This is a genomic window from Limosilactobacillus sp. C0001E2 (genome assembly GCF_056590915.1).
In genome coordinates, this window is record NZ_JBWPXC010000001.1 from 387,319 (window position 1) to 412,613 (window position 25,295).

Here is a 25,295-nt window from a genome sequence, read left to right on the forward strand (position 1 = left end):
CCAGTCTACAAAATGGGATTGTGAGCATGAAAACGTTAGTGTCTTCTGTCACGATCCCATCTTAAATAACGATTATAATTACCGCTCCATTATTTCAAATCATACCAGGTGTCGCCAACTTTGCTTTCAACTTTCAGCGGTACATCTAATTTAACTGCGGAATCCATCACCTTTGGCACCAATTCTCGCAGTTGATCAATTTCCTCTTCTGGAGCTTCAAAGATTAATTCGTCATGAATTTGCAACAACATTTTAGCTTTTAACCCAGCTTTTTGAAGTTGCTCATTCATATTAATCATTGCAATTTTAATAATATCAGCGGCACTCCCTTGAATCGGTGTATTCATTGCCGTTCGCTCAGCAAATGAACGCTGACTGAAGTTCTTGGAATTAATTTCTGGCAAGTACCTGCGACGATGGGTTAAAGTCTCAACATACCCTTGTTTCTTGGCGCGCTTGACAATATTTTCAATATATTCCTGAACTCCTGGAAATTCTTTGAAGTAACTTTGAATAAATTCGTGAGCTTGTTTTCGGGTAACATGGATGTTTTGTGACAATCCATAGTCACTAATCCCATAGACAATCCCAAAGTTCACCGCCTTAGCCTGCCGTCGCATGTTTGGAGTTACCTTTTCTCCAGGTAACAAGTGGAAAATTCGTCGAGCAGTGCTTTCATGAATATCCTTGCCATCAATAAAGTCTTGCTGAAGGTTACGGTCCCCCGTTACGTGAGCGAGAACTCGCAATTCAACTTGAGAGTAATCACTAGAGAAAATCTTCCATCCGGGTTGGCTCGGCTTAAACGCGCGCCGAATTTTTCTTCCTTCCTCTAATCGAACGGGGATATTTTGGAGGTTTGGATCAACTGATGATAACCGCCCCGTTTGTGTTAAGGTCTGCAAATAACGAGTATGGATCTTTTGATCTGATGAATGAATAACCTTGAGCAAACCAGTGATATACGTTGACTGAATTTTAGAAATTTGGCGATAAATCAAAATATTATCAATAATCGGTGCTTGGCCCTGCAATTTTTCTAAAACCTCAACCGATGTCGAATAACCGGTTTTTGTTTTTTTAATAACTGGTAACTTCATCTTCTCAAAAAGAATCGTTCCCAACTGTTTGGTCGAATTAATATTAAATTCTTCCCCAGCTTCGTTGTAAATGGCTTGTTCTAATTCCGCTAGTCGTTCCTTTAACTTGCTACCCATCTCTTTCAAAGTGGTGGCATCAACGTGCACTCCTGCAATTTCCATTTGGGCTAACACGTGGGAAAGCGGACGTTCAATGTCGGTATACAACGGCCACTGCTCATTTTCATGAAGCTGGTCAATTAAAGGACGTTTTAACTGCTCAATCGCCATTCCTTTTTGAACCAGATGAGTGAAGAAAACATTCTGATCATCGGGGAGTTGGCGACTTTTCCCCTTCCCATAAACTTCTTCATCAGATTGAACTTGGTAATAATCATGTTCATGGGCTAATTGACCCAGATCATTACTGTTATCATTCGTATTTAATAAGTAAGAGACGAGCAAAAAATCAAAACCAACATCATGAAGTTCAATCCCTTGTCGATGAAGGACAACATAATGTGCCTTTGCATTAAACGTATCCTTTTTAATTTGTTGATCTTCTAATAACTCCTTGATTTCTGGTGCCGATAAAAGTTCTGGATCCCGACTAACCCACCAGTGACCCTGCGAGCCAATCACAAACCCCGCCACTGGTGAGACATGGTAATTAGAATCAGGTAATTCCAAAAGGAAGACCATCTGATCTTTAATTTGCTTAAGTTCTGCAAGATTGTCAGCAGTGAGTTCAGTAAACTGGATCTGTTCATTGACCACTGGTTGATGAGTATCTGGAGCTACTTGCATTTTGGCTAAAAATGATTTGAAATTTAGCTTTTTAAATAAAGCAATTAACTTTTCCTGTTGAGGTCCTTGGTAAGTTAGGTCTGCTAGTCCAATTTTAACTGGCGCATCACGTCGAATCCGTGCCAAATCTTGACACTGCCGAGCGATAGCTTCTTCATTGATTAAATTATCCTTCCGTTTGCTCTTCTTCATCTGGTCAATATTTTCATAAATCCCATCTAAAGAACCATACTTACGAATTAAATTCAATGCAGTTTTTTCACCGATTTTGGTTACTCCCGGGTAATTATCTGAACTATCACCCATCAAGGCTTTAACATCAATGAATTGAGTTGGAGTTACCCCGAGTTTCTCCTTCATATATTCTGGCGTAAAGTGTTCGGTTTGGGTGACTCCCTTCTTAGTTACCGCGACGGTAGTATGGTCAGTTGCCAATTGGGTTAAATCACGGTCCCCAGAAACAATTAAGGTTCGAAAGCCCGCCTGATCTGCCTGTTTTGCTAGTGTTCCGATAATATCATCGGCTTCATAATCTGGCAGCTCATAGCTATGCAGTCCTGAAGCTTCTACCAATTGCCGTACATAAGGGAACTGCTCGGTCAATTCCTCGGGTGTCTTTGCTCGGCCAGCTTTGTAGTCATGATATTTAGCAGTCCGAAAAGTAGTTTTACCAGCATCAAAGGCAACTAAAGCCGCATCCGGTTTAAAATTTTCTAAGACATGATCCAACATTAGTTTGAAACCATAAATGGCTGCTGTATGTAAACCATCTTGATTAGTAAAACGGTCGATTTGCGTGTGCATTGCATAAAATGCCCGGAAAACTATACTATTTCCGTCAATTAATAAAAGTTGCTTTTCTGCCATAATTCAACCTCGCTCTCTTTCTGGTACCATTGTACCAATCTTTAACCCAAAATAAAAAGAGGCCGGACTAGAACTAGCACACTAGCTCATTGTCCGTCCCCTAGGAAACGTTAATTCCGATCGCTCATCCCAAAGATTTGTAATAAGGATAGGAAGAGGTTAATGAAGTCCAGGTATAATTGCAAAGCACCTAAAACGGCTAACCCACCAACTGATACTTGTGATCCATAATTAAGATAAATGTTCTTCATCTTTTGCGCATCCCAACCAGTTAAGACTACGAAGATGATTACCGCAATATACGAAAAAACGTAAGAAATTGCAGCGCTTCGTAAGAACATGTTAATCAGACTAGCGATAATTAATGCCACCAGGGCAGCTAAAGCATGACTTCCTGCACGACTAAGATCACGTTTCGTTACTGTTCCATAAATTGTCATCGTAATGAAAACTGCAGATGATGATAGGAAAGCAGCAGCAATATTAGCAGTGGTATATGCAATCGAGATGAGCGAGAACTCAAATCCATAAATTACTGCAATTACCATTAGCATTAGCAGGCTTCCTGCTGGATTCCGCGTAGCACTAAAACTAATCCCCATCGAGAGTGCAATAGGCAAAAGTAGAATTAACCAAACCATTCCACTGTGCTGCGTCGCAAATGCTAATGACGATGCCCGAAATGGAACCATCGTTAAATATGCTACAAATGCAGAAACGATGACCGCAACTGACATTAACCCATACATCCGGGTTAAAAAACTATTTAATCCCGCAGCGTTCACTTCACGACGCGGTTCTTGTGAAAAATTATCCACGATAACTCCTCCTTAAATCAGTAAATTTATAAAGAAATGGTAGCAAACGCCACCATTTCAATCAAGGATTTTTACTCTTTTATAAACTACTTTTTCAATAAACGCGCATATTCATCTTCATACTTTTCAATATCACCAGCGCCCATGAAGACTACCACTGCATGATGGTAATTTAAAAGTTTATTCATAGTTTGCATGTCAATATCTTCACTACCAGGAATCAGCTGTTCAAGGTCCGCGCTAGAAACATGCCCCGCATTTTCCCGAATTGAACCAAAAATTGGGGTAACGAATGTTTGATCCGCCTTACTTAAGGCTTGCCCAAACCCTTTTAAGTACGCCTGAAGCCGTGAATAAGTATGGGGCTGGAAAACCACCACTAATTCCTTGTCTGGATACTTCTGCCGAGCAGCATCGATCGTAGCATTAATTTCTGATGGATGGTGAGCATAATCATCAATAATCGTCATGTCACCCAGCTTACTTTCACTAAAACGCCGCTTAACCCCATTAAAGTTTGCTAACTCTTTTTGAATTGCGGTTAAATCAACATGTTCCATGTAAGCCACTGCAACAACCGCTAAACTATTAAGGACACTGTGTTCTCCGTAAAGATGAATTGTAAACGTTCCTAATTTTTGATCACGATAGTAAGCATCGTAGGTCGATCCTGCTGGTGTCCGCACGATATTTTCAGCCCGAAAATCATCCTGCGAATTGGTTCCATAATAATAAACTGGAACATCAACTTTAAGTTGACGCAGGTTCGGATCGTCACCCCAAGCAAAAATCCCTTTTTTGACCTGCTGGCCATACTGCTCAAATGAAGCACGAACATCATCAATATCCTTAAAGTAATCAGGATGATCAAAATCAATATTCGTCATAAGCGCATAGTCGGGATGATAAGCTAAAAAGTGGTCACGATATTCATCTGCTTCAAACACAAAGAACCGTGAATCTGGGTTTCCGTGACCGACTCCATCACCAATTAAGTAACTTGTTGGTTCAACATTTGAAAGCACATGTGATAGTAATCCGGTGGTACTAGTCTTACCATGTGCCCCGGCAATACCAACAGATGTGTTACTCTCAATGACTTGTTCAACCGTTTGTGGGTATGTTTGAATCGTTAGCCCCAGTTCCTTGGCGCGAACAATTTCTGGATGATCATCACCAAAGGCATTCCCTTGAACAACGATCATCCCCTTCTTCAAATTAGCCGGATCAAATTCATGAATCTGAATTCCCGCCTTTTCTAGAGGATCCTGCGTGAAAGTCTCTTTAGTAATATCTGAACCTTCAACATGGCTGCCAAGATCATTTAACACCCGTGCTAGAGCGGCCATTCCTGTCCCTTTAATCCCAACAAAATAGTAACTTTTTTGATTATTCATATTAGTGTTCCTTTCTGTTAGGCGAATAGTTGATTACCACGATTAAAATCAAACGGTGCACCATTTGCAGCGAAATCATCATCAAGAATTAAACATCCCGGCTTGTCAGGAGCATTTTTCAATCCCAATTCACGTGGGGTACAAATCATTCCATCACTTTCTACTCCCAGCAATTTACCAGGCCAAATCAATTTACCATTAGGCATCATTGTACCAACCGTTGCAGCAACGACTTTGATATTTTCTCGCAAATTAACTGATCCACAAACAATTTGGCGTTTTTCACTCCCAAAGTCGACCGTTGCAATGTGCAAGTGATCTGACTTCGGATGATCAATCATTTTTTCTACGTAACCAACTTGAAAATGGGGCTGCGTAGCTGGTTCAATCAGCTGCTTAAAACCAGCTGCCGTCAAATGAGCATTAATCTTGTCAATCTGATCAGCATCTAAGTCAACATTACCATTCACTGACTTTAGTTCTGGTAATAATTCACTAGCCTGTAAAATATTGTAACCTAATAATTTACCGTCCTCGTGATTGCTAATTTCAACAACACCATTTTTGGTTTGTTCACTTTGGTCACCATTGCCAGGTGCAACCATTAACACTAAAATATCGCCCATTTCATGGGAATTATAACTTGCGATTAGCATCTCTTTTAATCATCCCTCTAAGTTTCATTCTTCTTTTAATATTCACAGATTAGATTGTACCATAACCGCCGTAATCAGTAAGCACTAATTACAAAATAAGGGACCCGGCATCATCACGATTACCCAGTCCCTCATTTTTATGCTAAACCCTTTAAAAAGTCTTCAACCTGTTCCTTCGTTTTACGATCCTTATTAACAAATCTGCCAACTTCTTGGCCGGCCTTATAAACCACAAAACTTGGAATTCCCATAATCCCTAAGTCAGCCGCCAAGTCAATATTTTCGTCACGATCTACTAGTAGGAAAGTATAGTCATTAAAATCTTTTTCAATTTCCGGCATTGCTGGTTTAATGAAATTACAATCAGGACACCAATCAGCTGTAAAAAATAGAACATAGTTGCCATCAGCAACTCGCTGATTTAATTCATCTTGGGTCATCTTAGGTAAACGTTCCATGATTCCATCTCCGTTTCTCTTATTTTATGTAAGTAGATTTTACCACATCCGTCGATGTTTCGGCAACTTCGCTTAACCACTAATCGATTTTCTTGCTGAGTACGTCTAAAATTGTTAAAATACAATTTAATTTAACGACATAAAGAAAGTGATTAGAATGAATAACAGCAATAGCACATATCGGCCATTATTCCTTTCCGCAACGTTAGGAATTTCCAGTGTTGCCGGATTTTTATTAGGTAAACTATTGGGTAAAGGACAAATTTCCCCTGTAACAATATTACATGAAACCATTGATGCCTTTAAGAAAGAAGGGACCGTCGAAGGAAGTTGGATTGACCACCAACCACATTCTTACCAACGGTTTGCAACTAAAGCTACCGTTTACCGTGGTGGTATCCAGCGGCGTGAAGATGACCAATTAGTAGATTATCGATTCATTGCCGATGCTGATACTGGTTCGATTTTAAAAATAACACGTGCAAACTAATATTTTACGTCTAAACGGGTTCGAAGACTGATAAGTAACTAGTCTTCGAACCCGTTTGCGTTACTTTTTTATTAAGGAATGCTAATAACTAATTTAGACCAGTACGGCATCATCTAAGATACTGAAGCCAAGGGTTTTAATATCTTTGTCAAAACCATGCACGGTATCTAACGCCACATCATCAGGCGTAAATGACCGGCGTTCATTATACTTTTGCAGGATTACCGGTGGCACTGTGATAATATCTACGCCAAGTTGTTCAGCTTGCGTGATGTTATAGACTTCTCGGGTCGAAGCCCAGAGTGTTTGAACATTGTCAAAATCATCCGCCATCTCAACAGAATTCTTAACAAAATCAATCGGATCTGCTCCTGTATCAGCAACCCTACCAACAAATAATGAGACAAATGCAGGTGATCTTGAACAGAGGGCTGCCAATGCTGCTTGAACCTGTAATTCGGTCGTAATTGCTGTTACGTTAACTTTGATCCCATTGGCCGATAATGTATGAATGAGTTCCGTATTATAATTGCCCTTTAGATTAATAATTGGAATTTTTACATATACATTTTCACTAAGGCCGGACAAGATTTCCGCTTCACGCTTCATTTCATCTGCAGTTTGTCCAAACACCTCAAATGAAACACAGTAATCTGGAAATTCCGTAACCACTTGTTTAGCAAATGCCAAATAATTAGTTACTCCAGCTTTCTTCATTAATGAGGGGTTGGTTGTAAAACCACTTAAATAATCATTTTTTACCATTTGGCGCATGGCTTTAATATCTGCACCGTCTGAGTAAATTTTAATTGCATATTGATTTTGCATTTTTATTTCCTTTCACAAATCAAAACTATACCAATTAATATTTTTCAATCCACGATGCCTATATTGCCATTAAGCATGATCCTCGTCAAGCAATAAGTAGACCATTTTAAGCAAAGCTAAATTATAATCCTTTATCAGTTTCGTCGTTGTGCAACCGTGTGCTACATAGTTAACGTAAGCTTACAATTTTATGATAATCGTTTATCAGTTCTCTATTGAATTTTTTCCAAAAACTTTTAAAGAATTTCTAAATATAAGGTATACCAATTTTTAATTTTAATATTTTTTCACAAACAGCAAACAAAAACCGTGTTCTAATATCCGGTAACTATGCCGAACTAGAACACGGTTTTACTTAATAAAAGAATTCTTCTGCTTGCCAATTAATTATCGAAATGAGCAGCTAATTTATAAATTGGTTGTCCCAACTCACTAAATTTATGCTCATATTCAGTCTCAACATTCATTGCATTTTCATCACTGTGGTGCAAGTCTAACCAAACCCCATCAAATTTCATGCCATAATTATTCAAGCTCTGTAAGGAGAATTCGAAAAATCCCATATTATCAGTCTTTAACTCTAGGCTTCCCCTTTGCTTGACCACCTGCTCATAACCTTCCAGAAAAGTATGGTAGGTAAGTCGTCGCTTAGTGTGCCGCTTTTTCGGCCACGGATCCGAAAAGTTTAGAAATAACTTATCAATTTGATGGTCAGCAAAAAAGTCAGTTAGTTCCGCCCCATCAGCACAAATCAATTGTAAATTTGGTAGATTTTCAGGCAAAGCCTTTTTTAAAGCAATTGCTGCAATGGTCTTTTCAATTTCTAAGCCAATAAAGTTAATATTCGGATATTTTTTTGCCATTCCGATAATGAACTGACCTTTTCCCATCCCCACTTCTAGTTGAATCGGTTGATCTTTAGGAAAGCGCTCAGCCCACTGGCCCTTGACTTCACTAGGGGTTAAAACCATTTTTTCTGGGTGGGCAACCAGGAGTGGCTCTGCCCACTTTTTATGTTTCACACGCATTCAAAATTCCTCACTTCTTCATTTTTTTCGTTCGTGATTGAACATATCGAGTTGATAAAATCGGTACTTCGATTAAGGCAATGATCGCATTAATGATTAATTGTTCAAAACTTCGTTGCGTACCAAACGAAGCAAGGACCATTATCACCGCAACAATAATCATTACTTTGCAAATAACATCTTTAAAATCGTGGATTTTTGATTCGGCACTAACCGGATAAACATAAGTAAAAGCATTATTGGCATATTGATCATATAGCGGCATTAGTTGAGCCGCAATCAAATACAGAGCAAGTACCATAATGGCACTATTTAACCATATTATGGGCACAAACGCCAAAATAATTGCCATTACCAATGTCAGACGCAGGACGAGATCACTAATATCGGTATTACGTACTAAGCCACGGCCATACAAAAAGTGCCATACCGAATCTTCTCGTAACCACCTCATCAATGGGTTTAAATAGGCGCGTTTTTTTACGTGACCTTGTAAATTAGGAACATCTGTAAAGAGATTGAAAAAGCGGTACACCGTTGCCATCCGATTGCGCTCCACTAACACTGCCCGCCGCCAGTCAATTGCTGACCAACGTATAACTAACCAAGTAGAAATTATGCTACTCAGAATACTGAGTCCTAATCCTATGAGTGGATTGATAATCCAGGTACCGCCCCAAATTATGAACGGGCCACCCCACTGAAGGTAACGCAGCCAATCAGCATCACTAAACCGCAACGTAATTTTCAAATTATCCAGCTTCAGCCAACTCCATTTAGTTAGCATTGCTGTGAAGGCTACTTCACTAATTAAAATAGTGGTCATTCGATCGGTAACCATCGCCAATGGTAAAATTACCACCAACCCGGCCAGTGTAATGAGTTCGGCAGGGAGACAACTATACCAAAAAGCTTGACGGAAATACCGCCTCATCTGAAATGACTGCGGTAGTAAGAATACCGGATCAGCATTTTTAACTAGCGTCGCGAATCTCCCTAATTGTGTCACAATCACCATAATTAGCACCAACAGTAATCTAATCCATAAATTTTGCGGCGGAATATTCGGCAACAATTGGGCATAACCATACGCTAGAGCACCAAACAAGAAAAACAATGCAATTACAAAATGATCATTAAATACCAATCGCCAGTATTTCAAAAGCAGCAGGAAATGCTTTTGCCGACGTTCATAAAATAACCTATCCATCCTGCTCACCCTTTGCCATATTTAGATAAATGTCATTTAGTGATGCTTGCGGATCGTCAGCTTTCTGGCGCATTTCCGCTAGCGTTCCCCGAAATTTAACCCGACCATTGTTTAGTAAAACAAACCGGTCACAATACTTTTCCGCGGTGTCCAACACGTGAGTGGACATTAAGACCGCCGCTCCAGCTTGTTTACGATCTTCAATTAAATCTAGTAAATCTCGAACTGCTAACGGATCCAACCCATAGAATGGCTCATCGACAATGAATAGTTGAGCATTGGTAATAAAGGCACACACAATCATTTCCTTCTGCTTCATTCCCTTAGAAAAATCCGCTGGAAACCAATCAAGTTTATTATCAAGCCGAAACTTCTTTAATAAATTAGTGGCCCGTTGCCAGGCTTCATCATGGTCTAACTGATAAGCTTTGATGGTTAGCGCAATGTGTTCGCGCAGGGTCAACTCATCATATAAAATCGGGGTTTCTGGAACATAGGCAATTTGCTGCTGATAGCCAATCGGATCCGTTGCAATATCGTGGTCGTTGAGCACAATCGAACCAGAAAAAGGATGCAATAAACCGATTAAGTGGTTAATAGTGGTAGATTTTCCGGCACCGTTTAACCCAATCAAGCCAACTAATTCTCCCGGATGGACCTCAAAACTAACTTGATGCAAAACCGGAATTTGAGAATAGCCCCCTACCAAATTCTGGACTTGTAATGTCATGCGGTATTCCTTCTTTTCTTATTATTTATTCTTGATTATAGCATACCGTAATCTAGGACTTTGCCCAATTAAAAAGGAATGCGGTATACTAGTATATATCAACCAAGAAACGAGGAACGCAATATGACTGACTGTATTTTTTGTAAAATTATCAATGGTGAAATCCCAAGCTACACTGTTTATGAGGATGATGTTGTCAAAGCATTCTTGGATATTTCGCAAGGTACTCCTGGTCACACCCTCGTGGTTCCTAAAAAGCATGTCCAAGATATTTTCGCTTATGATGATGAGTTAGCTGGTGAAGTTTTTGCACGGTTGCCTAAAATTGCACGCGCAATTAAGCATTCCAACCCTGATATTGTTGGAATGAATATTTTAAATAACAATGGTGCGGTTGCATACCAATCGGTTTTCCACTCTCATATTCATTTAATTCCCCGTTATTCTACTCAGGACACGTTTAGCATTAACTTCACTGATAACTCTGATCAATATAACGATGCTAAATATCAAGCAATTCAAAAATCAATTATTGACCAAATGGAGAAATAGCATGAAAAAATTGTCAATGGATTGGCAATCCCTCAAAAAGGTCATCCGTAATTACCAACAGCTCCAGCAGAATGTGGCTAAATTACCATCTAGTTTTGCTAAAGCAACTAAAACAATTCATGAATTACAACGGGCCACGCAACGGTACCAATTTAAAATTCAACCAGCGCTCAAGAAGATCGAGCAAATTTTAGCTAAAAATGAATAAAAAAATGGCGTGATTATCATTCTGCTGTATCAGCGGTCTGAGATAATCGCGCCTTTAATATTTTATTAATTAATTGGAACTGCTACTTGAACTTGTCGAACTGGAGTTAGAAGTTGATGAACTATTTCCAGAGGTGGTACCAGTATTAGCACTTGGGTTTAAGTATTGTGACAGGATGTTTTGCAGATCCTTATCCTTAATTGAAACGTTCCCCTTCTTCAGATCCTTAGAAATAACCTTTTCCATAAATGATTGGTTATTCATGTTTTGTTGAACAATTTGGGTCTTCAAATCGGCAATGTGAGCACTCTTGGCACCCTTAGCAGGATGCTTAACCATGTAAATAACTTGGTAACCATTATCAGTTTTCACGGGTTCCTTCGTGTATTCGCCAGTCTTCAATGCAAAGGCAGCTTTCTTGTATGCAGAATCCACTGAAGTACTCGTGTTATCAAACGCTGGAACTATTCCACCCGTACTCTTATTGGAAGTATCAGTCGACTTGGACTTTGCTAACTTCTTAAACTTCTTGTATTTATTACCACTTGTACTATCTAATTGACTGATAATGTCCTTAGCATCGTCCTCTGAGCCAACCAGAATTTCTGCGGTTTCAACCTTTGGTTCATACTTCTTCCACTGCTTATTAATCGCCTTGTTTGAGAAAGTGGAATAATGCCGAACCGCTGCTTCAAGAAGCAAGCGGGACTTAATTTGATCCTTAAAAGTCTTTTCAGTTAAGTTTTGTTGTTGTAAAACTGCACTAAATGATGACCCGTATTGTGACTTATAAGAATTGTATTCCTTATTAACATCAGCTTTGGAAACTTCCTTACCGTATTGCTTTTGTAAGACCTTATCCAAAATCATTTGTTGCAGGACAGCCTTCCCTTGGGAAGTATTCTTCATACTACTGTAGTATTCGTCTTGGGTGATCTTGCCACCACTAGTAGTTGCAACTGCTTTATTACCACAAGCTGCTAATGGCATCATCACAGCGACACCAGCTAAAATTGCTAATAATTTTTTTGATTTCAAATCAATTTCACATCCCTTAAATAATTAATCACCAGTCTAATATAACATAATCTGAAATAGTTTTACGCCTGAAGACAATTGTTTATGAAAATTTCATTATTTTTTCTTATTTTCAGCAGGTTGGTAAAAAGAGCGGTTATCAAGCGCAAAAAGGCGTTCCGTAAATTCGCCAGGGGAAACTTTGGACAAAGCTGATTGCATCATCATAATGGAAGCATCCAATTCGTCTAAATGATGAAGAATTTCTGCTTCTAATAATTCTGGTCGAACTGGGGACCCGTATTCCAGTAAACCATGGTGAGCTAAGACCATGTGGCGAAGTAACACCACCGTTTCACTTTCATAATCAATCCCTAATTCTTGACAAGTAGCACAGATTTCACCATCAATCAAAGAAATATGTCCCACTAGTTTACCTGTAGTGGTGTATTGGGTACCAACCGCTCCCGAAAGTTCCACTGTCTTTCCTAAGTCATGGAGTAACGCTCCTGCGTACAATAGCGATTCATTAATCCCCGGATATTGTTGAATGACACTCTGGGCTAAACGCAAAATCGAAAGGGTATGGTATGAAAGTCCCCCGACAAAAGCATGATGGTTGGTTTTGGCTGCCGGTGATTGAAAAAAGGTTTCGCCATGCTTAGCTAATAAATGATTAACAATTTGTCGCCAGGTTGTTTCTTTAATTGCCATTACAAATGGTCGCAAGGCACCCTTAATTTGATCTTCCGTCTCTGGCGATCGTTCAACATATAATTCTGGTTGATGCGGTTCATCCGCAGTCGCTAACCGCACTGCTGTAATACTGATTTGGGGACGTCCTTGATAACTAGTACGTTGCCCTTCAACCTGCACAACTACCCCAGGCTGAAAATCTTGAATTTGCTGATCCGTTACATCCCACAAATTACCGGAGAGCTCCCCAGATTGATCACCAAAAGTTAGTGCCAGATAATTATCTCCTTTTTTAGTTGTCCGCACTTGAACATCCTTCACGAGTGCAAAGATCGTGAAATGATCGCCATCTTGAAAATCGTTAATTCGTTTTGCCACACCTATTACCCCTCTGATAGTAAAAGACGGCCACCTAAAGAGTGTCCGTCTAATTAAAATTAGTCCATTGCTTTCTTATATAATTCTTGAATTGGCGCGGTAATGGTTTGGTTCAATTGTTGCATCATTGAATCCATCTGCCGTTCCTTTTCCATTAACTTCTTCACAACATCCTTCTTGCTAACTTCGCTAGCCAAATTTTGGACATTTTTAATTTCATCCTCGGTTAGCTTTTGCCCTTGCATTTGCTTTTGTTGGGCAGCTGCTTGAGCCTTTTGGAAGTTCTTAAAAAGATCAAACGCATCCTTATCTGCCATCATTTCATTGAAGGCTGCTTCAAGCGCCGTATATTCCTGCGTTTCGCGCATTTGCTTTGCTAAATCATTGGCGGTGTCATAAATATTTACCATGATAGAGTCCTCCTAAAATTTCATCTTTTTTATTGTATCATGCTTTCAGCAATTGTCTAAAACATCGAACGAATTCCATTCCATAACTGACTCGCCCGATCACCAAGCTCACTAGCTCCCCGCTTAAATTCATCAGCAATTTGGCCAGTCCAGTTACTTTCTGATTTAGTTCCTGCCTGAGCGCGTTCCTGAGCATCTTTAACCGTAAATTGGGTGCCCTTAGTATTTGGTAACAAGCTACCCATTTCAGTCTTAAAAAGTGAATTAATATCCGTACTTTCAACGCTAGAAAGGTATTGATTCTTCTTAGCGTTATCGTACCCTTCCCAAGTTGCCACCACGACGTCAGGAGTATAACCAATTATCCACTGGTCACGATCGTTATTATCGTCCTTACCAGTGTCGGTGGTGCCGGTTTTCCCTGCTAGGGTATAGCCACTTGGCCGCGCTGTTTTCCCAGTACCGTGTTTGTAAACACCTATTAACATGCTCGTCATTTGGTTAGCAATTTTTTGTGAAATCACCCGTTTTGTTTTCAAACGGCGGTCACGCTTGATGACCTTTCCTGATGAATCTTCAATCTTTGTAATAAAATGGGTAGTCGGTAATTGACCGCCTGAAGCGAAGACTGCATACGCCCGTGCCATTTGAGTTGGCGAAACCCCTTTAGTCATCCCACCAAGGGCCAGTGCTAAATTGCGATCACCCTTCGTAACCGGAATGCCAAATTGTTGGGCCATTCGATAACCGGTATTAACCCCGATTTTATTTAATAGCCAAACTGCTGGTGCATTCAAACTTTCGTAAACCGCTTTATACATTGGAACACTACCGCTGTATTGGTGATTATAGTTCTGCGGAGTGTAATGATTGCTACCATATGATTGCTTTTTGTCTGCCAAACTGGAATCATAAAAATAACCATGTTCCAAGGCGGGAGTGTAAACCGCAATTGGCTTCATCGTTGATCCTGGTTGGCGGGTCATCTGGGTTGCTCGATTATAGCCGCGAAAAACGTGCTTGCCCCGACCACCCACAATGGCCATAACACCACCGGTCTTCGGATTCATCGCAATTGATGCAGATTGTACGGTTGCGCCATTACTGGTTGGAAAGTTATCGTCATCATCATAGACATCCTGCATTGCTCGCTGCTGACCTTGATCTAAAGTCGTGTAAATTTTATAACCATTATTCATAACCTCTTTTTCGGACAGGTGGTAACGACTAATGGCTTCATTGATAACAGCATCAAAATAGTATGGGTACTTATACGTATCCTCGTAATGGTAACCGTTACTAATCGTTAATGGTGTCTGCTTATATGAATTAGCAGCTGACTGACTCAGTTTTTTATTTTCAACCATCAATTGTAAAACAACGTTGCGTCGTTCCTTAGCCGTCTGTGGATGATCCACTGGATCATAAATCCCTGGAGAAGTTAACATTCCAGCCAAAGTGGCAGCTTGCGGCACCGTTAGTTCACTCGCGTTGCGATTAAAATATCGCTTCGCTGCATCTTGAACTCCCCACACTCCATGACCAAAGTAGGCATTGTTTAAATACATGGTCAAAATTTCTTTTTTTGAATATTTATTTTCCACTTCAATGGCAATAAATATTTCCTTAGCTTTCCGCGAAAAAGTTTGCTGCTGAGTTAAAAATGCATTCTTGACTAACTGCTGGGTTAACGTACTTCCCCCACCAGAAATATAATCACGATGAAGAAGTTTGTTTTTTAAGAGCAAGAATCCGGCACGTCCAAGTCCACGGAAAGAAAAACCATGTTCATGATAAAATCCCCGATCTTCAGTTGAAAGGACCGCATCGGGTACATTTTGGGAAATCCGGTCTAATTTAACATACGTCCCCTTTTGGGAATAAAGGCTACCAGCTTGTTGATTATGACGATCATAAATGATTGTATTCCGCTCAAGACGTGAGGCAAGTTTACCAACCCCAGCTGTTTTAGCAACAATCGTGAGATAAATACTCATAAATAAAAAAAGGGTCAGACAAATGACAATTAGCCATCTCGTTAATTGGTAACGATGCCAAAATCTTTTTAGCCACGCGAGAAACTTCTGCCAATGTTCTTTAACCCATTCTTGGATTCGCTGACCTAAATTGTCTAGTTTGAACGACTTCATTTAATCCTCCATTATTTACCAATCCAAATAATTCTATCACAAAGCAACATTTTCCAGCATTTTTTCGCAGACCTTTAGTAAAACTTATTCAAAAGAAGAGGGACAAAGCCTTGATAGCTTCGTCCCTCTTTCTGGTAGAACCACGTTAATTTAACTACAATTATTACATTTCATCTGGTGCCTTAACCCCGAGTAAAGCTAAGGATGACTTTAGAACTTCACTAACTGCCTTGACCAAAGCAAGACGGGCCATTTTTTCATCATCGTCAACTAAGATTCGGGTGTGAGCGTAGTATTGGTTAAAGTCCTTTGCTAATGCGAGAGCATACTTTCCAATTAATGATGGATCATATTCGTTAGCTGCTCGTTCAATAACCTCACTATATTGACCAAGCCGGGTCAAAATTCCCCAAGCTTCATCACCAGATAACGTCAAAGATTTAGCTTGCGTAAAGTCAGGTGACCCTGCCTTTCGTAAAATACTCTCTGCCCGTGCATGAGCATATTGAACATACGGACCCGTTTCCCCTTCAAACTTAACAACATCTGCTAGTTTGAAGTCAATGGAGTTTGTCCGTTCATTCTTTAAATCATGGAAAATAACAGCTCCCACCCCAACTTGACGAGCCACTTCATCCGCATTTTGTAAGTCAGGATTCTTTTCCGCAATTTGCTGACGAGCTAATTTAATGGAATCATTCAAAACATCTTCCAGTTGAACAATATTCCCTTTCCGGGTGGACATTTTTTTACCATTTAGGCTCATCAATCCAAATGGAATGTAGTGAATTTGTTTGGACCAGGTGAAGCCCATTTCACTAAGTACCGCTTTTAATTGATCAAAGTGGTTGCGTTGTTCTGCACCTACTACATACAGAGCTTGCGCAAAGCCATACATTCGTTTCCTAAATAAAGCGGCAGACAAGTCACGAGTAATGTAGAGTGACGAACCATCTGATTTCTTAATCAGTGCTGGATTGAGATTGTATTTTTCTAAATCAACAATCTGAGCCCCCTTACTTTCTTGAAGTAAATGTTTATCCTGCAATAGTTGATCAATCTCTGCCATCTTATAATTGTAGAATGCCTCACCATTATAGGAGTCAAAATCAATGTCTAGCAACCGGTAAATCTTCATAAATCGTTTTAAAGATTCCGCCCGGAACCACTTCCAAAGACGGTAGGCTTCTGGATCACCATTTTCAAGCTTTTTAAACCACTCACGGCCTAAATCATTATATTCAGGGTGCGTATCTGCTTCAGTGTTAATTTTAACGTAATATTTCTGCAGAGTATTGATTGGATCTTGTTGGACCTCTTCTTCATTTCCCCACATCTCATAAGCAGCCATTAATTTACCAAACTGGGTCCCCCAATCTCCAAGGTGGTTAATCCGAATTGGGTTATAGCCCACTTTAGCTAAAATATTAGCAATCGCATTACCAATTACAGTTGAACGCAAGTGACCCATCCCCATTGGCTTAGCAATATTCGGAGAAGACAGATCAATCGCAACGTTAGCTAAATGACCAAGGTCTTGTGAACCATAATTTTCTGGATCAGCCAAAATGGTTTTGAGAATGTTTGCACCAACCACCTGCTTGTCTAAGAAGAAATTAATGTACGGTCCCGCAACCACAACTTTTTCAAATCCAGTCTGATCAATTTTAGCCAAGAGCTCCTGGGCAATCATCTGTGGTGCTTTATGGAGTGTTTTGGCTAAAAAGAAGGTTGGAAAGGCGTAATCACCATTTTTAGAATCCTTAGGCCGCTCAATCTTATCGGCAATTTCATTCATTGATAAATCATTTAATGCTGGTTGCAATGCTTTAATTACTTGTTCTCGTTCGTTCATCTGTATTCCCCTTTCAATAATAAAAAAGTCTCTAATAAGCCAATCCAGCTTACTAGAGACGAGATTACCCGCGGTACCACTCTATTTGAAATGTAATTCCACTCATTCAAAGTATTATCATGTTAACCTTTGCACGCTTCAAAGGGATCGCTGCCCAGCTCTCACCATCCTGAACTCGCTTGCTATTGACTACCCTTTTACTTCTCAAAAGTCATTACCACGGTAATTAAAAAAGCATCATCATAACGACGGTGCCCTGTGGTAAGCGGGTAACGAGAATCGAACTCGCGACTCAACCTTGGGAAGGTTGTGTTTTACCACTGAACTATACCCGCATAATCAAATCGGTAAAAAAGTACCTATTTGATAATAACACATTTTTACTACTTGTCAGTATCTTTTTTGGCTTTTTTTGTTGTTTTCCGCTTTCGGGTGGTCTTATTGGCCTTTGCCGCCTTTTCGGCAGCTTCTTTTTCTTCCTTAGCCGCTTCTTCACGGTCTTCATCAGTCCGCGGAACTGCTTTCAGAATTTTGGCAGACGTCTTACGAACAACGGACCGCTTATTTAGTTCATTAATGCTTGTCTTATCCTCGGGGTCAAAATCCTCGATGGACATCATAATTGAATTATCATAAACTTTCTCAACGGTTCCAGTAAAGTCATGTTCCAACTGGCCAAACTTCTCAGCCTTAACAACATCGCCAACCTTAAAGTATGTCATTCAATTCACCCCATCAATTATAAAATCAGTAATGAAGACTATTTTACTAATTTTTATATCATTTTTCAAGTCGTCTGCTTTCTCAGTAAAATAATGATAGAATGTTGCTAAACAGTTATAAAGGAAATTACTATGAAAAACATCTATCTGTTTATTTGTTGCGGAATTTTATTATTTATCAGTGTTACTTGTGGAATGCATTCTACGATTGATAAACGCACTAGTAGATGGCTCGTAATTACCAGAATCATTATTCTTGCAATGCTCGTGGGTAAAATTGTTCTCTTCTTATTGACTTTACCGATTATTAGTTGGCGTCTGCTCATTCAGACTGTTGCTTTAATCATCCTATTTGTGATGGTTGAAATGATCTTTCACCGAAAGTTATTAACTTTCGGAGTTCCATGGCTTGCTTTTATTTTAGAAGCTACAACTTTTGTAGTTAGTCTTATTTGTATTTTTTAAAGACCGGTTTATAATAGAAATTAATCGGCGCTCTTAGTGTAACTGGATAGCACATGAGATTTCGGTCCTCATTATCAGGGTTCGAGTCCCTGGGAGCGCATTGAATGTTTATAAAAGCGTTGATATATCAACGCTTTTTATTTTTACCATGTACCAATCATGTACCATCAGCAATTGCAAAAAAGAACCCAGCGCTAAATCAAAAGATAGCGTTGGGTTCTCTTGATATTGGGAGTGGCTTAAAGTCGTTTAAAACTTTTGTCACACCCATCTTTGGGAAGGAATCATTTTCAGTCCTTTGCGAGAAAGCCATTATCTAAACTTAACTCATCAATTTTAATTCATCTTCCGCAAAGCAACTATTTATTACCTAGTGCACGCCGATAACCACACACTTCAAATAATATTACAGGTTATTCTTATGCTGCTTCTGACCTACTAAATCTTCAGCCGCTAGATACGTGTAGATTTCTTGTCGCATCTACCTATTTCCTTCCACGCTTTTAATATAACATTAAATGTAAGCGATTTCAATAGCTACTTTTAAATTAACTAATCGTTCCTAATAATGCAAGTAGAGCAACGAAGTTGTTAATTGCGTGTAACCAAATTGTATTCGTGATATTACCAGTTTTACGATAAATGAAGGCAAAAACTGCCCCTAAATAGAAATAAATTAAATAGCTAATAAGGGTCGTACTAGAATGTTCCAATGTAAACAAAAGCCCTGACAATAAAATCGGTAACCAGAACGCTTCCCGTTTAAAGAAGAAATTCATTAACACGCCACGAAAAATTAATTCTTCAGCAATCGGATTCAGCACGACCGCGGCAAATGACATAATAATAAAAACTACCTGATTACTACTTAACAAACGACCAATTAATTGATTATTCGCCGTTTCCGTTTGATGATAAATTAGGTAATTCAGTAAATTTAATACTTGTTCACCAAGAATGACCGCGAGCCATCCGCCAATGATCCACTTAAGATGCTGCCCTAGACCCTGGGTACTTGGTTGCCAATGTCGATACTTTATGAAAAGATGGCGTGCCCATAAAATTATTCCGCCAAATACAATTCCATAGATCACAATCAAGAGTGCTAACATAGCTGGTGCCGTTGAATACTTGCGAATAAAAAGTAAAATGACTGGTGGTACCTGAATTAATAATGCCAATAGTCCAACAATTAAAACCCGCAATATCCAAAGCGGTCGTTTTGTTGCATTCATAAATTCACTTCCCTTAAAAGTTTTATCCATAATATCACAAAACCTCTGTCACACCGACAGAGGTTTTCTTTTTTTATTTAACAGGACGTCCTGTACTGGAACGCTCAATCAACTTGACTGGAACATCTACTAATTGTCTGGACATTCTCAGATCGTTAATCCGATTTAGGATTAGGCGAGCGCTTGTTTCTCCTAGTTCTAAAATTGGTTGTTCAATGGTTGTTAACTTTGGCGTAACATACTCGGCTAAGTCAATATTGTCATAACCCATCACCGAAAGGTCTTCCGGAATCTGAATTCCCCGTTCATGAAGGCCACGATAAAGGCCAATCGCCAACTCATCATTTCCACAAAAAACTGCTGTGGGCTCCCGTTTTAACACTGCATCCGTCTGTTTATAACCACCTAATTTGGTTAAAGGGGCAGCAACCAAATCCTGCTCTTCGTTAAAGTGAATTCCCCTCTGCAGTAGTCCATTAATAAACCCATCTAACCGTTTACGCAAATTTCTCGTTAACTGCTTTGGCATCATTACCACAATCCGTTTGTGACCTAATTTTGCCAAATGTTCAGCAGCAATCGAACCGCCTTGATAGTCGTCAACCTGCAAACGGTCACCATCATCATTAATTTGATTTCGATCAAAAAGTAGGTACGGGATCTGGTTGGGCTTCAAAATATTATCAATCGTGTCTGCCGTGACACTTGAACTTGCAATAATCAAGCCGTCGACAGACCGCTCAACTAAATTTCCCAGGTAATATTTTTCGGTTGTTTCATCATTACTAGCACTGAAAACCAATGGTAAATAGTGCGCATTGCGGCAAACAGTTTGAATGCCACGAAAAAAAGTACTAAAAAACGGATTCCCAATATTCGGTACCAATACCCCAATTGTTTTGGATGAATGGAGAATCAAATTTCGAGCGTTAAAATCCGGAACATAATGCATTTCGTCCTTCAACTTTAAAACCCGCTCCTGAGTTTTCTTACTAAAACGGGCTCCCTTACCATTCAAGATTTGTGAAACTGTCGTCACCGAAACCCCGGCTTTTTCCGCTACATCCTTGATTGTTATTTTATTCGTCATCAATTTCCCTCATTCTGCGTTAAACGATTTACTAAAACAGTTTACTACGAATTGAAAGGGATTTCAATTGTTTTCAAAATGGACACCAAAGACATTCTGCATAATTTCTTTTGCTTGCGCACATTGGGTTCCTCGAACCCGCAGATAATCAATCTTGGCCAACAAAATTTCATATTCCCATAGAGAAGAAAGGTCATGTTCGTTTAGATAATGTAAATTCAATTTAATGGCTGACAAACTATGAATTAAGCCCGTAAAATCATCTTCACCCTTATAACGATCTGTTCCGATTACTACCGGCAGTTGATTTTGATAAGAATCCTCCAGTAGGGTCCTTAGGATATTGGTATTTTGATAGTCATGGTGCCGCAAAAATTCTTGTAATTTCCAAATATCGAAATAATGATGGTCTTCGGCCACTTTGCATTTTAAAGAGACCGTCGTTAAATAGTCAGTATGCGCTTGAACCTTATGAATACTTGCTAGCCGGATTGCGGTTAACCCGTTAATTTTACCATCCCAATCAATTCCTAATAACAAAACAAATAATGGATCGATTGCAATCACAAAGCCAACATTAAAAATATCATCATCGGCAAAGTTATAAACTTCGACCAAATATCCCTGCTGGTTTGCCATTACTAACTGTTCTTTAATCTCGTTTGGTGACATTTGTATTCCTCCACAAAAAGATAAAATAATTTAATTTATATCATTATTTCGATAAAACTGTACTAGCCTGTTCATTAGCACCGTCGTTTTAACGCTCGATAATATCCAGATCATAATAGGCAACACCAGTTTTTTGTAGTAAGATAGTTTACATTGTAAAACTATTTAAAAGAGGAGCCACTATGGTGATTATTACAGCAGGCATGATTGGTGTTGGTAAAACGACCCTTACAGGTAAAATTGCTGACCATTTACACACACAAGCGTTTTTCGAACCCGTTGGTGAAAATCCAGTATTACCACTATACTACAAGAACCCTAAGCAATATGGTTTTTTACTGCAAATTTACTTTTTAAACAAACGATTCTCGATGATCAAAAAGGCCTTGAGCGATGATAACAATGTTTTAGACCGTTCTATCTATGAAGATGCCCTATTTACGCGCGAGAACAACGCGGAGGGTAATATCTCTGATACTGAATTAGAGGTCTATCTTAAGTTACTAGACAATATGATGGCAGATCTCAAACAACTGCCAAAACGCGCCCCCGATCTAATGGTTTACTCAGAAACGGACTTTGAAACCATCCTATATCGGATTAAAAAACGGGGCCGTGATTATGAGCAGATTGATAATAAACCAGAATTAAAGGACTATTATTATAACATGTGGAATGCTTATAAAAAGTGGTACCGTGATTACGATGCTAGTCCTAAAATGAAAATTGATTTGGAAAAATACAATTTGGAAGATCCACGTAACGTGGATATCGTTTTACAAATGATTGATGATAAACTAGCATCGCTTCGTTAATTCATCAACACAACATTACTTAAAACTCAGGGGATGGTCCTTACCTCCTCTGGGTTTTATTTTATGCAACGCTTGAATAACTCCACCAACCCAACCGAGCTAATTCCACCAATTAAGGGAATAATAATCCCCTTACGTTTTGTAGTTTTCGACCGCCGAACTGGTTGTTTTTCGATCACCTTATGCTTCTCCTTCATTGCCCGAGAATTCTCGGGCTGCTCCTTTTTTCTGGAATTAAATCATACTTGGTCAAATCATAGGCTTGAATCAAATGATTTAATTTTAAATGATACTGTGGATCAGTTGCGTATTTTTGATTAAGTGCTCGCGTTGCTGCTTGATAGTCTACGCAATGCTGCTTATGAACCTGTTCATATATTTCTTGATCTAATACCATTGCGTAATCCTGCAGCGATTCCCTTACTGAAGGATATTTTCGAAAAGGATGTTGCTCTGTTAGGTCACGTCCCATCCGATGTTCCTGAGTTGGCATTGTCGTACTCTGTCCATGGTACGATCCCTTAATTCCAAATAAATTATAATGCGTTCGTGCCAAATCACTTCGTCCCCAGTCACTCTCCAAAATTGCCTGGGCAATCATTACTGAAGCATAAAGGTCATGTTCCTGAGCAATCTTTTGCGCATCCGTGGCAATTAAATTAATGAAATCTTGCTCGCTTTCCGATAACGACTGTCGAGCAACCGGTCTATTTGTATTCTCCTCTTGATGTTCTTCCTTTTGTTTTATTGAACTTGGTTCCCTCGTTTGGGGCTGTTCACTAGAATCTGTAGATGACACCACTGCGGGTAAATTACTGTGTTGGGCCTTCAGGCATCCCGCTAATCGATTCACCGTTTCAGAATCTAGTTGGCTCATTTCATCATTCGATAATGGTGGTCGTGCTCCCGTAGAAATTGCTGCTGCTAGTTGTTCACATTCATTTGGTGAGTAGTTAACGCTGGCAAGCGCTGGATTGCTACTGATTAATAACAAATTACTCGTGACAATCATTCGCAAAATATAATTTTTCATATTTTTACCTCCTGTATTATATAGACGGCAAAAACACAAAAAAAGATTGGAAAATATCAAAATCTTCCAATCTTTATTTTTTAATAAACAATTACTGGTTCATGAACCACAATGGCATGATATGCTGTTCCGGCATCACTCGGGTGCATATTTACACATCCATTGGAACCATCACTTAGATAAGCCGATTTAGACCAATTGGACCGCCAACTAGCATCATGGAAGCCAACCCCACTATTAGTAAAGGCTGACCAGTATGATACTGGTTGAGTATATGACTTACCGCTATCGCCCGTTCCACGTAGAACTGATGGACTTTGTTGATACATAATGTGCCAAACACCTTTTGGCGTCGCGTCACCGCTACTCTGCTTTCCAGTCACAACATCCGCACTAAAGACCTCTTTACCGTCTTTGTAGAACCAAGCGTGCTGATCAGCAATTGAAACTTCTGCATAGGTGTCACCAAGGCCGTGATTCTTAGTTACTCCATAGCCAAGGCCACCAGTATAATAACCTTCCCCAAAGATATCTGCTTTGGCATTAACCGACTTCTTACCATCAACTAATGCCTTGCCAAGGGTTTTACCGGCTTTGGTTTCACTAATCTTCCAGCCATAACTACCGCCCTTAGCAGTGTTAATCACCTTTCCAGAATGCGTCTTGAATTTAAATGACTTTCCTAAAGTCGCCTTTTCTCGATTAATCTTTTTAACGGTCGGTTTTAACGCTGCTGTATCAAAAGTATATTTACCGTCCTCATAAGTAACCTTAGTTAAAACGTCCTTACTACTAAGTCGATAGCGTTTTTGTTCCACTTGATAATCAACGGAACGGTGACTTAACTTTTGCAGCTTATTCTTTTGCTTTTTTATCTCTGAGCTACTTGCTCCCAAAGGCTGTGTATATAACTTTGGTAACCGAATCGATGGATCATAAGCATTTTGATCCAAACGGCGCATTAATCGTTTGACATCATATTGATTACCCTTTTGGGGCTTCGTTGTGGTAACTTGATTATTTTGCCAAACGACTTTTGCATTTACAGGGGCTTGACGATTTTCATTTAAAGTTTTCAGTTTCCGTTCAACGCTCTGCTTAATCTCTTTAACCCGCGAAGAATCGCTTTCGCTCGGGGTGATCTTTAAGTTACGCTGCTTACTGCTTGGAAATAGTGTGAATTGCTTCTGCAGTGCAGTTTTAAACTTACCTTGATCAGCTTTGCGATAACCAGCCGAAGTCCGACTGCCTTGATAAATTAGCTGACCATCTAAATAAACCCGGTTAGTCAATTTAGTTTGTGAAACTTTATCATAGGCCTGCGCTTTTGTTAATCCACCAACGTTAATCCCATTAATCTTTGTATTTTTATTAAAATGAGTACTTTGGTGCCAATACGATCCTCCAATAATTATGACTAGAGCAGCCACAATTCCAGAAGCAACCTTGCCTTTTGTATTCATCTAAAAATCTCCCAATATCTTATTTTTATTACAATTCTGTAACAAGAAACACTCATAATCATAACACTAATTACTTTTAATAAGAAACGAAAAAGCAATTTTTATTTTTATAAAATAATCCCCACCAGTACTAATTACTAGTGGGGATTTATCATAACGATTAAAC

25 protein-coding genes and 2 tRNA genes are annotated in these 25,295 nt (G+C 39.3%); 6 read left to right on the forward strand and 21 right to left on the reverse strand.

Annotation, left to right across the window (positions count from 1 at the left end; genetic code table 11):
• Positions 1-89 precede the first annotated feature (89 nt).
• The 5 genes from polA to AC1EKL_RS01970 all read right to left on the reverse strand — a co-directional run bounded on the left by polA (position 90) and on the right by AC1EKL_RS01970 (position 6,082).
• A complete protein-coding gene (polA, locus tag AC1EKL_RS01950) occupies positions 90-2,753 on the reverse strand; it encodes a DNA polymerase I (protein ID WP_480189267.1) in 2,664 nt (887 codons plus the stop codon).
• Positions 2,754-2,863: 110 nt separating this feature from the next.
• On the reverse strand, positions 2,864-3,571 hold the full coding sequence (locus AC1EKL_RS01955) for a Bax inhibitor-1/YccA family protein (RefSeq protein ID WP_480189268.1): 708 nt from the start codon (positions 3,569-3,571) through the stop codon (positions 2,864-2,866).
• Positions 3,572-3,657: 86 nt separating this feature from the next.
• Entirely contained in the window at positions 3,658-4,968 is a 1,311-nt protein-coding gene (gene murC / locus AC1EKL_RS01960) for a UDP-N-acetylmuramate--L-alanine ligase (protein WP_480189269.1), read from the reverse strand.
• Positions 4,969-4,985: 17 nt separating this feature from the next.
• A complete protein-coding gene (gene ytpR, locus AC1EKL_RS01965; RefSeq protein ID WP_480189270.1) occupies positions 4,986-5,624 on the reverse strand; it encodes a YtpR family tRNA-binding protein in 639 nt (212 codons plus the stop codon).
• 137 nt (positions 5,625-5,761) lie between these two features.
• Positions 5,762-6,082, reverse strand: a complete 321-nt coding sequence (locus AC1EKL_RS01970) for a thioredoxin family protein (protein WP_480189271.1) — start codon at positions 6,080-6,082, stop codon at positions 5,762-5,764.
• A gap of 157 nt (positions 6,083-6,239) precedes the next feature.
• Here AC1EKL_RS01970 and AC1EKL_RS01975 point away from each other — a divergent pair, with 157 nt between their 5' ends.
• On the forward strand, positions 6,240-6,572 hold the full coding sequence (locus AC1EKL_RS01975) for a hypothetical protein (RefSeq protein ID WP_480189272.1): 333 nt from the start codon (positions 6,240-6,242) through the stop codon (positions 6,570-6,572).
• Positions 6,573-6,665: 93 nt separating this feature from the next.
• Here AC1EKL_RS01975 and AC1EKL_RS01980 read toward each other — a convergent pair whose 3' ends face one another.
• From AC1EKL_RS01980 to AC1EKL_RS01995, 4 genes are all read right to left on the reverse strand, one after another.
• On the reverse strand, positions 6,666-7,400 hold the full coding sequence (locus AC1EKL_RS01980; protein WP_480189273.1) for a transaldolase family protein: 735 nt from the start codon (positions 7,398-7,400) through the stop codon (positions 6,666-6,668).
• Positions 7,401-7,783: 383 nt separating this feature from the next.
• Complete coding sequence (trmB, locus tag AC1EKL_RS01985) at positions 7,784-8,428, reverse strand: tRNA (guanosine(46)-N7)-methyltransferase TrmB (RefSeq protein WP_480189274.1); 645 nt, start codon at positions 8,426-8,428, stop codon at positions 7,784-7,786.
• A 10-nt stretch (positions 8,429-8,438) separates the two neighbouring features.
• Positions 8,439-9,638: an ABC transporter permease gene (locus tag AC1EKL_RS01990; protein ID WP_480189275.1), complete on the reverse strand. Its 1,200-nt coding sequence runs from the start codon at positions 9,636-9,638 to the stop codon at positions 8,439-8,441.
• The gene (locus AC1EKL_RS01995; RefSeq protein ID WP_480190182.1) at positions 9,631-10,368 is read right to left on the reverse strand and encodes an ABC transporter ATP-binding protein; all 738 of its coding nucleotides are present in this window, start codon (positions 10,366-10,368) and stop codon (positions 9,631-9,633) included. The genes AC1EKL_RS01990 and AC1EKL_RS01995 overlap by 8 nt, the downstream gene beginning before the upstream one ends.
• A 123-nt stretch (positions 10,369-10,491) precedes the next feature.
• On the opposite strand from AC1EKL_RS01995, the gene AC1EKL_RS02000 reads away from it, so the two are divergent.
• Both AC1EKL_RS02000 and AC1EKL_RS02005 read left to right on the forward strand, forming a co-directional pair.
• Positions 10,492-10,920 (forward strand): HIT family protein, encoded by a 429-nt coding sequence (locus tag AC1EKL_RS02000; RefSeq protein WP_480189277.1) that lies wholly within the window; start codon positions 10,492-10,494, stop codon positions 10,918-10,920.
• A gap of 1 nt (position 10,921) precedes the next feature.
• Positions 10,922-11,128 carry a hypothetical protein gene (locus AC1EKL_RS02005; protein WP_480189278.1) on the forward strand — a complete coding sequence of 69 codons (207 nt, stop codon included), beginning with the start codon at positions 10,922-10,924 and terminating at the stop codon, positions 11,126-11,128.
• Positions 11,129-11,197: 69 nt separating this feature from the next.
• Here AC1EKL_RS02005 and AC1EKL_RS02010 read toward each other — a convergent pair whose 3' ends face one another.
• The 7 genes from AC1EKL_RS02010 to AC1EKL_RS02040 form a co-directional block, all read right to left on the reverse strand.
• Positions 11,198-12,166 (reverse strand): peptidylprolyl isomerase, encoded by a 969-nt coding sequence (locus tag AC1EKL_RS02010; protein ID WP_480189279.1) that lies wholly within the window; start codon positions 12,164-12,166, stop codon positions 11,198-11,200.
• Positions 12,167-12,262: 96 nt separating this feature from the next.
• On the reverse strand, positions 12,263-13,219 hold the full coding sequence (locus AC1EKL_RS02015) for a 3'-5' exoribonuclease YhaM family protein (protein ID WP_480189280.1): 957 nt from the start codon (positions 13,217-13,219) through the stop codon (positions 12,263-12,265).
• Positions 13,220-13,278: 59 nt separating this feature from the next.
• Positions 13,279-13,632: a YlbF family regulator gene (locus tag AC1EKL_RS02020; RefSeq protein ID WP_480189315.1), complete on the reverse strand. Its 354-nt coding sequence runs from the start codon at positions 13,630-13,632 to the stop codon at positions 13,279-13,281.
• A 53-nt stretch (positions 13,633-13,685) separates the two neighbouring features.
• Positions 13,686-15,779 (reverse strand): PBP1A family penicillin-binding protein, encoded by a 2,094-nt coding sequence (locus AC1EKL_RS02025; protein ID WP_480189281.1) that lies wholly within the window; start codon positions 15,777-15,779, stop codon positions 13,686-13,688.
• Positions 15,780-15,942: 163 nt separating this feature from the next.
• A complete protein-coding gene (argS, locus tag AC1EKL_RS02030) occupies positions 15,943-17,634 on the reverse strand; it encodes an arginine--tRNA ligase (protein ID WP_480189282.1) in 1,692 nt (563 codons plus the stop codon).
• A 264-nt stretch (positions 17,635-17,898) separates the two neighbouring features.
• Positions 17,899-17,969: transfer RNA gene (locus AC1EKL_RS02035), tRNA-Gly, on the reverse strand.
• 48 nt (positions 17,970-18,017) lie between these two features.
• On the reverse strand, positions 18,018-18,356 hold the full coding sequence (locus AC1EKL_RS02040; protein ID WP_480189283.1) for a hypothetical protein: 339 nt from the start codon (positions 18,354-18,356) through the stop codon (positions 18,018-18,020).
• 132 nt (positions 18,357-18,488) lie between these two features.
• On the opposite strand from AC1EKL_RS02040, the gene AC1EKL_RS02045 reads away from it, so the two are divergent.
• Positions 18,489-18,821 carry a hypothetical protein gene (locus AC1EKL_RS02045; protein ID WP_480189284.1) on the forward strand — a complete coding sequence of 111 codons (333 nt, stop codon included), beginning with the start codon at positions 18,489-18,491 and terminating at the stop codon, positions 18,819-18,821.
• A 27-nt stretch (positions 18,822-18,848) separates the two neighbouring features.
• Positions 18,849-18,921 (forward strand) — tRNA-Arg (locus AC1EKL_RS02050).
• Between the two features lie 448 nt (positions 18,922-19,369).
• On the opposite strand, the gene AC1EKL_RS02055 is transcribed toward AC1EKL_RS02050, so the two are convergent.
• The 3 genes from AC1EKL_RS02055 to AC1EKL_RS02065 form a co-directional block, all read right to left on the reverse strand.
• On the reverse strand, positions 19,370-20,056 hold the full coding sequence (locus AC1EKL_RS02055; RefSeq protein WP_480189285.1) for a CPBP family intramembrane glutamic endopeptidase: 687 nt from the start codon (positions 20,054-20,056) through the stop codon (positions 19,370-19,372).
• Positions 20,057-20,129: 73 nt separating this feature from the next.
• Entirely contained in the window at positions 20,130-21,146 is a 1,017-nt protein-coding gene (gene rbsR, locus AC1EKL_RS02060) for a ribose utilization transcriptional repressor RbsR (RefSeq protein ID WP_480189286.1), read from the reverse strand.
• A gap of 63 nt (positions 21,147-21,209) precedes the next feature.
• Positions 21,210-21,818, reverse strand: a complete 609-nt coding sequence (locus tag AC1EKL_RS02065) for a hypothetical protein (protein WP_480189287.1) — start codon at positions 21,816-21,818, stop codon at positions 21,210-21,212.
• A 182-nt stretch (positions 21,819-22,000) separates the two neighbouring features.
• On the opposite strand from AC1EKL_RS02065, the gene AC1EKL_RS02070 reads away from it, so the two are divergent.
• Complete coding sequence (locus AC1EKL_RS02070; protein ID WP_480189288.1) at positions 22,001-22,633, forward strand: deoxynucleoside kinase; 633 nt, start codon at positions 22,001-22,003, stop codon at positions 22,631-22,633.
• A 193-nt stretch (positions 22,634-22,826) separates the two neighbouring features.
• On the opposite strand, the gene AC1EKL_RS02075 is transcribed toward AC1EKL_RS02070, so the two are convergent.
• Both AC1EKL_RS02075 and AC1EKL_RS02080 read right to left on the reverse strand, forming a co-directional pair.
• Entirely contained in the window at positions 22,827-23,666 is an 840-nt protein-coding gene (locus AC1EKL_RS02075) for a glycoside hydrolase family 73 protein (RefSeq protein WP_480189289.1), read from the reverse strand.
• 80 nt (positions 23,667-23,746) lie between these two features.
• Entirely contained in the window at positions 23,747-25,129 is a 1,383-nt protein-coding gene (locus AC1EKL_RS02080; protein WP_480189290.1) for a L,D-transpeptidase family protein, read from the reverse strand.
• Positions 25,130-25,295 lie beyond the last annotated feature (166 nt).